The organism is Pseudoalteromonas sp. Of7M-16 (genome assembly GCF_022347805.1).
GTDB classification, from domain to species: domain Bacteria; phylum Pseudomonadota; class Gammaproteobacteria; order Enterobacterales; family Alteromonadaceae; genus Pseudoalteromonas; species Pseudoalteromonas luteoviolacea_F.
Window position 1 is genome coordinate 108327 of sequence record NZ_JAKRFY010000022.1, and the last position, 9591, is coordinate 117917.

Sequence of the window (9591 nt, forward strand, 5' to 3'; positions counted from 1 at the left end):
TGGTGCTCCAAGTTGCAAATTAAATACCGAAAGAAGTGTCAGGTTAGTTTTAATTAGTAAGGTGGCGTGTTTATCTCAACGGCCTTATCCATCATATTGTTCTGCATTTACCATTTTTCATAGCGTGCCCACAGAGCCACATTACCGAGTTATATCAATGTTTGTTTGGGCAGCAGATCAGTTGTTAATTTTTTAGTCGTGGAGCTAGGGCTGCGATATTTTTAATACTTGTCATATTAAGAGTCAGAATTCCAGTTAATTGAGTAACAAGGCAGTCTGTTACCCATATCTTAGAGTTATCACGCTTACCATAGCTAAAGCAGGTTTAAGAGAGTAATGATGCTGGAGTTAAAAGTGACTAAATATGCTCGCTTGATACATAATAAATAATTTAATTTTTTTGTATGTCAGTGACGCCACAAGACCTCTTTGCTATTTAATATATTCGCTCGATAACAAGCGTATTCTATGGTTTGAAATTAGAAGGGGCACTTTCGTTGTGGGGACCTGCATGTAGGTTAAGTTGGTCTATAAATATTTTTATATTATTTAAGTTAAATTATTCTTTTATATCTAGCTTATTGTTTAGAATTTATTTGAATTTTAACTGCTTTATGTATATCTTCTGCGAATCGACAAAAGACACATGGAAAGTGAGTTGTAGATTGTCACACTCCTTTTCTAAGAAAGTTAATGACAGATAGCAATAAAACTAGACTATTTGAATCAGGGATAAAAGCACTATCTATAATAGGCCGGTTACATCAAAAGCCCATTGATTCAGCACATTTGATTCATGAATATACTGCAGAGGTGCAGTCGCACCCTGAACTAGCAACAATCCAATTGTTAAGAGCTGCGAAGGCGTGTGGGTTTAAAGCCAAAGAATACCGTGCATCTCTCAAAACACTTGAAAAAGGAGTTTTTCCAATACTCGCTAAGCATACGAGCGGACACTATTTTATTATTGTAAGTATTAAAAATGGACAGGCTCTTGTTCACGATAGCTACAACAGTGAGCAGCAACGCACTATGAGTATTGCTGACGTTGATAAAATATCAGAATGTGAATATATCTTGCTCACTCCAAGAAAAGGCATTTTAGCTCAAAATGAAGCATTTGGATTTAAATGGTTTGTACCTGCGCTAATACGTTATAAAACATATTTTTGTGATGTGGTATCTGCTTCGTTTTTTATTCAACTACTTGCTCTCGCCTCACCTATTTTTTTTCAAGTGGCCATTGATAAAGTAATGGTACACAAGGGGATGACTACGTTAGATGTACTTGCCGTAGGGTTTCTTGCAGTCATTATATTCGAAGTTATTCTAAGTGGTTTGCGAACATATCTATTTAGCCATACTACAAATCGTATTGATGTAGAGTTGGGAAGTAAACTCTATCAGCACATGCTTGCATTACCCATATCATATTTCAAGTCAAGGCGGGTAGGAGATACTGTTGCAAGGCTTAAAGAACTAGATTCTGTGCGTGAATTTATGACAGGTTCCTCCTTAACTGTTGTTTTGGATTTGTTTTTTACACTTGTATTTTTTAGCGTCATGTTTTATTACGCGCCATTGTTGGCATGGATTGTAGTGGGCAGTTTGCCATTTTATTGCATTATTGCCATATTGCTTGGTCCTAAGCTGCGAGTTACGTTAGAGAAAAAGTTTCAGTGTAGTGCTGAAAATCATGCTTTTTTGGTTGAATCGGTCAACGGCGTTGAGACGATTAAGTCTTCGGCAGTAGAGCCACAAATGCGCAGTCAGTGGAATGACAAATTGGCAAATTATGTGTCAGTTTCTTTTTCAGCGACACAGCTAAACAATATATATGGCCAGCTTGCCAGTTTAATCACTAAAGTCACTGGATTACTAATACTTTATTTTGGCGCAATCGCGGTTACCAACGGTGATCTGACAATTGGGCAGTTCATCGCGTTTAATATTCTAGCTCAGCGAGTATCAGCTCCAATCATGCGGTTTGCAAATCTATGGCAAGACTTTCAACAAGCCAGAATTTCGGTGGCAAGATTGGGTGATATTCTCAATACACCAACGGAGCAAAGTAACGGAAATAAGATCTCTTTGCCTGATCTTCAAGGCGAAATATGCTTTGACCATGTCAACTTTGGCTATACACCAGAGCGTCCAAAAGTACTAGAAAATCTTAGTTTTAAGGTAAACTCTGGTGAAGTAACTGGCATTGTTGGACGTTCAGGTTCTGGTAAGAGCTCGTTAACTAAGCTCATCCAACGTTTGTATTTACCTCAATCGGGCAGAGTGCTAGTTGATGGTGTAGATACCAGCCTTATTGACCCAGACTGGCTCAGACAAAATGTGGGCGTGGTTTTGCAAGAAAACTTTTTACTCAACGCAAGTATTCGAGAAAACATCGCATTATCTGATCCTTCAGCCTCGCTTGAGCACGTCATTGAGGTTGCAAAATTGGCAGGTGCACATGAATTTATATTGGAAATGCCTCATGCCTATGACACACAGATAGGTGAACAAGGTGGTTTATTATCCGGGGGACAAAGGCAGCGAATTGCTATTGCAAGAGCTCTGTTGAGCAATCCCGCAGTTTTAATTTTCGACGAAGCGACCAGTGCACTTGATTACGAGTCTGAGCACATCATTCAACGTAATATGGCAAAGATATGTAAAGGGCGTACTGTATTCATTATTGCTCACAGACTTTCAGCAGTGCGAGGTGCTAGCAATATTTTGGTACTCGACAAAGGCCGTTTAATAGAGCAAGGAGATCACTCGACCTTACTGAAAAAAGGTGGACACTATACTTATTTATGCCGTTTGCAGGGAGGTGCTCCTTCACAAAAAGTGCCGATAAGGCGAAGTACCACATCAAGTCAGGAACGTGAAAATGGCTAAATCGAATAAAGTTAATTTTGAGTTTTTGCCTGCTGCGTTGGAAATTCAAGCCGCGCCAGCGCCTCGGTGGGCACGCAGTATTATGTGGTCCCTGGTCATTTTTCTTGTTATAGCCATTGTTTGGTTATGCTGGGGCAGAATAGATATTGTGGCGTCAGCGCAAGGGAAGCTTGTTCCGCAACAACAAGTACAAGTGATCCAGCCTATCGAAACTGGAGCTGTTTTAGCAGTTCATATTGAAGAGGGCAGTCAAGTGGTAGCAGGTCAAGTTTTATTAGAGTTAGACCCCGCTATTACACTTGCGGACAAGCAAGATTTAACGGCTCAACTTGACCATGTTAATGCTCAGGTTGATCGCTTAAGAGAGTTATTACTATTTGCACAACAAGTTTCTGAAAATGATGAGGGGCAAATAAGTTCTGTTACTCAAAAAAGTGTACACAATGATACAGATTACAACTTGCTTTTAAGCCAAATAAAGGAGTTTCAGCAAAGCCGGCGTGCAGCTTGGTCTGTGATAGGGAGTTTGGAGGCTCAATTGATAGGAGCACAGTTAAGTGTCAAAAAAATTCAAACTATGCTGCCTTTAATTGAAGAGCGAACACAATCACTAAAAGTACTTGAAAATGAGAAACTTGTTGCTAGAGAGCAATATTTAGCTCTTAAACAAGAAGCGCTTGATCTTGCTGGGCAGCTACCAATTGAGCAAGCTACAGTTCGTGAATTGAAATCTCAAGTTAACCAAGCAAAAGCGCAGTATGCTCTATTGTTAACGGACTTCAGAAAACAATCTCTTATAGAACTCAATGATGCTTTATCTCGTCAAGCAACGCTAAAGCAGCAGCTAGCAAAAAGTACATTTTTAGAGGAAAAAACGCGATTGGTGGCACCTGTTTCTGGCACTGTTGAGGCATTAAGTGTGACTACAATTGGTCAAATTGTGACTCCTGCACAAGAGCTGATGCGGATTGTGCCCATGAATGACACGCTTATAGTTGATGCTGGATTGTTAAATAAGGACATCGGGTTTGTTTTCAACGGGCAAGTGGTAGAAGTTAAAATAGAGAGTTTTCCATTTACGCGATATGGCGTTATAGAAGGTAAAGTTATTGATGTGTCAATGGATGCCATAGAGCATGACGTTCATGGCTTAGTTTTTCCAATTAAAGTTTCGATAGAAAAACAATCAATGTTGATTGATGGACGCACAGTTGCGTTGTCATCTGGAATGGCTGCCACCGCAGAAGTGAAGACAGGTTATCGACGTATTATCGAGTTTTTATTATCCCCAATTATTCAAAGTGTCGATGAAGGTGCCAGAGAAAGATAAAGCATGCAATGAAGGAGTGAAAACAATGAATAAAGTGATATATGGCGTGACCTTATTGTTGCTTAGCAGTCACGGGATGGCTGCGGGGTTTGACTGCCAAAAAGCAGCCACAAAGGTTGAAAAGCTCATTTGTAGTGACAGTGCACTGTCTCAGTTAGATGAAGATATGGGGATTGCATATCGCAACAAGCGGGCGTCCTTGTATGGTGTAAAAAGGCAACAGTATTTGGTAAAGCAGCGTAATTGGCTAAAGCAGGTACGTAACAAATGCCAGACTTCAAAATGCTTAATAAAGGTGTATCAAGCGCGTATTTGGGAGATAAATGGACAAAAAGCGCCATTACCAAATTTTAGGATCACAAAAGGCCAAGGTTACACGGTATGTGAAGCATTTTTAAAGGTGTTAAATCGTACGCCTAGGGAGGAGCTGAAGTCGTGTGGTTTACCTAATTTAACAGACTCTGGGTTTGAAGCGGTTAAATTTACTGAAGTACCCGCAGATCAAACTTTAAAAATGGATAGAAAATACTATAACCTCCGTAATTTTAAAGTGCCTTATGAAAAAGTCAAAGCGCAGCGAGCAAACCGATATCAGCTAGGTTTTTATCGTATTTATACGGGTGTGTTAACCATAGATGGTAAACAAGAGCCGGTGATTCAGGTGACTCAACCTTCTGCGAGTTGTTACATGTTGCCCAAAGGCGACTATTTTACATATGCCAATGCATTTAGAGATAACTGGATGACATTAAGCGATGAGAAAAAACTGGCCTTTGCAAAGAATGCGGGGGTGTTTAAAGGGTATACATCCACAGATGTAAACCTCACCAAACGCTCATTGGGCTCAGGAGAACTTGTTCAATTTAGGGGCGGCTCTTATTCAATCTATATTAGTAGATTAAGGAGCAAAAACACAACTAATGACTGGACAGGTAAAAATCGCGTTGCATTGTATGAATTTGATAAAAAAATAGGAAAAAAAGCACACTTTGAACGCAAAAAGCGATGCGACTATTGGTATAACTACTGAAAAAGGATTGTAATAAATGATGGAACGAGATTATGAAGCACTATTAAGATCTATGTTGGATGTGGAAGGCAAAAATTATGCAGTATATTTAGATCACAAAGGGATCCCCACTATGGGGGTTGGCTTTAATCTAAAACAACAAGATATAGTAGAAAAAATACTCAACCAAATGGGGTACACCGAAGATAATATTGGTGAGGATAACCACAATGCGCTAGTTAAGGATATTTTACAAATAGCTGAAGAGGATTGGACGGCATCCAATATAGATACCAAAATAGAGAGTATTGAAAGTCAGCTCGCTACTTACAAAGGGCAAGTACAAGATCAGGCCATTAAAGACTCCCTCAGAGACAGCTTTGAATTTAACAATTTAACCGAAATGACCCCTATTTTTGAGGAATTGATTCGCGAATACGAAACCAATACGATTCATGAAATACAAAGAGAATATAACGCTAAGCATAAAACCAACCTGACTACTGACGATATTCAAGAGGTATGGAATGGACTAAGTGAGCGCCAAAAAGGTGGAATTCTTTCCATGGTATACAATGGTGGCGCGAAAGGCATGATTGGGAAGGCGATTTCTACAGCGCTGGTTGATGGCGATGTAGCCGGCGTATTTTGGGAGATTGCATTTAATAGCCTTGCACCGAATGACCTAAATGGCGACGGGGTTATAGCCGAGCGACTTTGGTCTGAGCAAAAGCGCAGAGCCGATGAGGCCCATGAGTTTATCGAGGATGTGCTAAAAAACGGCGATTTCTTTCAACGACTTAACATATTTAACTTACTTAAAGATAAGTTTTCGGATATTGAAGCTATTTATGAGAGCTTGTATGATCTCACGTATGAGACTGACGAAGACGGTAATCGCATAGTAAAAGTTGAAAAAACTCAACTTGAGCGTTATTTACAAAGTGTTGACTACGTAAATAATATATTAAGTGGACTCGGTGATTCATTGGGGCTAGAGGCGGCGACATTCGATCCGGATTTTAGAATGCTCTTTAGCGAAAACCTTGAGCAATGTCTTGCAGAAATAAAAACTGAATTTGAAGAAATCAATGACAACTTGCGGCTGAGAGATCCGTTGATTTTAGATTTAAACGGTGACGGTGTTCAAACCATTCACGTAGACGCTGGTGTACTGTTTGACCATGATGGGAGTGGATTAAAGCAGGGTACTGGCTGGATATCAAAGGAGGATGGGTTTTTAGTCCTTGATCTGAACAATAATGGTCAGATAGATAACGGCTTAGAGTTGTTTGGAGATAATACTCGATTGGCTGGGCAACCTGATCAAATTGCAGAGCATGGCTTTAGTGCGTTGAAAAGTTATGACACCAATGGAGACGGCAAAATTGATGCTCAAGATGACGTCTACTTTAGTTTACAAATTTGGCAAGATCTTAACCAAGATGGTATTAGCCAAGAGGGGGAGCTCAAATACCTGACTGAGTGGGGGATAGACTCCATCTCATATGATTATGTTAGGGTCTCAAATTCTCAGTCCGGTAATAGAATCGAATATGAGAGCTCCTTTACTTGGTCTGATGGTCAACGGGGTGATGTTTCGGCGCTATTCTTTGCCAGTAACTCCTTTAATTCCGTATTTGTTGAAAAATTCCCTATTTCAGAGCGGGCGGCAAAGTTACCTGATGCGCAGGGTTTTGGAGGTGTAAGGTCGCTGCGTGAAGCTGCTTCACAAAATAGTCGCTTAGCTGAACTGCTAGAGCAGTTTGTGTCTTTGGATAATCGCAGTGATCAGCGCGCACTAATGGACAAAATATTGTTCGAATATAGCGAAACCTCAGCTTTAGATAGTTTATTTGATGAGTTTTCGCGAATTAATGTGAACCCAAATACCTATAAAATTGCTGGTAATGACTGGACAAAATTGGCCGTAATTGAAGCTTTTGGTGGTGATATAGAGTCTATTTATGAAATAAAGAGGTCTTCTTCATTTGCGGTTTTGAAACCGTTTATCGGAAATGATGATTTAAGTTCTCGATTAAGAGATTCGGTCTACAAGGCATATGATTCAATTGAAGATGCTATTTATATTCAAATTGCATTGCAAACAAGGCTTAAATCACTCACGGACACCATCGTTTTTTCATTCAGTAATGGCAGCTTGATGTTTGATTATGGTGAATTTGAAATCGCCATTGGTACACATATTACGGCAGACCCAGTAAATGGTTTATTAGATTTATATGATCTGGTCCGATTTTACCCTTTGCTCACGAAAAGTGATTATGAAGGCTATAAGTTGTTTTTCTCTGAGTTGGCAAAATTCAGTGGTGATCAGAGTGTGATGGAGACATTAGCTAAGGATATACCCCTAATAAATATGCGTGATGAAAATATCACGTTTAGCCGAGATGTGGATTTAGTTGTCGGGACAGATGGACAAGATAAGGTTTACACCTTGGCTGGTGATGACTTTATTGCTGGCATGGGGGGAGATGATGTATTGCAAGGAGGTCTAGGTGACGATTATTTAGATGGAGGTGAGGGAGCTGACACTATTGTCGGCGGTGAAGGAGATGACATATTAAGAGGTGGATCAGGAAGTGATGTACTCAAAGGTGGTAATGGTAATGATACTTATATATACGAACTTGGTGATGGTAACACCATAATAGACAATTACGACCTTTCAAAAACCTCTCAGGATATTCTCAAGCTTGGAAAAGGTATTTTAGCTAGCGATATACGACTAAGTACACATAACCGGAATTTAGTAATCACACTTAATGATGGCTCTGCAATCACACTAAAAAACTTCCTTGGTGACTCTTCTTCAAACAAAATTTCATCAATTCAATTTGCAGATGGCAGCCACTGGACAGCACAAAACATTAAAGAACGGTTTTTTGCCAGCACGGAAAATAACGACTCAATCACGGGAACCGTTGAGTCTGACCGAATATTGGGCAAGGGTGGTAACGACTATATAGAAGGAGTTTCTGGCAGCGATTTCTTAGATGGCGGTGACGGTAACGATACCTTGATTGTCGGGCAAACAGCAAGCAGTAAGTACGAACAGAACACCCTAGTTGGTGGCAAAGGCGATGATATTATCAAGGGGTATTGGAGTTCAGACACGTATATCTACAACCTAGGAGATGGTCACGATGTGATCTATGAATTTGGTTCGAATGAGAGCTCGGATCAAATTATCTTAGGCAAAGGCATTTCGAAAGACCAAGTAATTGCAGTGCGAGTTGGAGACGACATTACCTTAAAGATTTTAGATATCACAGGTAGCATTGTTGGCTCAATCACGTTGGCAGGCGCCTTTATTGATAAAAGTGATATTGTTGATAATGTCGTATTTAGTGATGGTGCGGTTTTAACAGCTGAAGAAATATTTAAGTCGGCCCAGATACAAATGGGTACCGAGGGCAAGGATATATTGCTAGGGTCTGTGCAAAGTGAGCTGCTATACGGTTTAGCTGGCGATGATCAAATAGACGGAGTAGCAGGAAACGATTACTTAGATGGCGGTGACGGTAACGATACCTTAATTGTTGGACAAATTGCGGGCAACAAATATGCAAAGAATACTCTAGTAGGCGGTAAAGGCGATGACATTCTTAAGGGGCATTTGAGTTCAGAAACATATATCTACAATTTAGGAGATGGTCACGATGTAATATATGAATCCGGATGGAGTGAGAGCTCGGATCAAATTATCCTAGGTGAAGGTATTTTAAAAGACCAAGTAAAAGCTGTGCGAGTTGGTGATGACATTACCTTACAAATATTAGATGTTGATGACAAAGTAGTAGGGTCAATTACGCTCGCTGGGGCCTTTATTGATAAGAATGATATTGTCGATACCGTGGAATTTAGTGATGGTACATTATTGACTGCGCAAGAGATATTTGATTGGGCACAAAATCAAATTGGAACTGATAGTAATGACAGCATATTTGGGTCAAATGAAAGTGACAAAATTTATGGCTTAGCGGGCGATGACCACATAGACGGCATTGCTGGTAACGACTACTTAGATGGCGGCGAAGGCAACGATACTTTAATTGTTGGTCAAACATCGAGAAGCAATTACGCAAATAATACCCTTGTTGGCGGTCAAGGAAATGACATTCTCAAAGGGCATGTTAGTTCAGAAACCTATGTCTATAACTTGGGTGATGGTCATGATGTTATCTACGAATTTGGCTCTACCAGCACAACAGATCAACTCATGTTGGGTGAGGGTATTTCGAAAGAGCAAGTTAAAATTTTACGTGTTGATGATGACATAGCACTGCAAATATTAGATACCGCAGGCAGTGTTGTAGGCTCAATTACGCTTGCT

General features: G+C 40.0%; 4 protein-coding genes. All 4 read left to right on the top strand.

Going from position 1 to position 9591, the window contains the following annotated elements; translation table 11 throughout:
* The first annotated feature begins 693 nt into the window (after positions 1 to 693).
* Positions 694 to 2895 (top strand): type I secretion system permease/ATPase, encoded by a 2202-nt coding sequence (locus MHN81_RS20385; protein WP_239426554.1) that lies wholly within the window; start codon positions 694 to 696, stop codon positions 2893 to 2895.
* Positions 2888 to 4225, top strand: coding sequence for an HlyD family type I secretion periplasmic adaptor subunit (locus tag MHN81_RS20390; RefSeq protein WP_239426555.1), 1338 nt, complete (start codon positions 2888 to 2890; stop codon positions 4223 to 4225). Before MHN81_RS20385 ends, MHN81_RS20390 begins: the two co-directional genes overlap by 8 nt.
* A 25-nt stretch (positions 4226 to 4250) precedes the next feature.
* Positions 4251 to 5255, top strand: coding sequence for a lysozyme inhibitor LprI family protein (locus MHN81_RS20395; protein ID WP_239426556.1), 1005 nt, complete (start codon positions 4251 to 4253; stop codon positions 5253 to 5255).
* A 16-nt stretch (positions 5256 to 5271) separates the two neighbouring features.
* A partial coding sequence (locus MHN81_RS20400) for a calcium-binding protein (protein WP_275447048.1) occupies positions 5272 to 9591 on the top strand: 4320 nt, incomplete at its 3' end.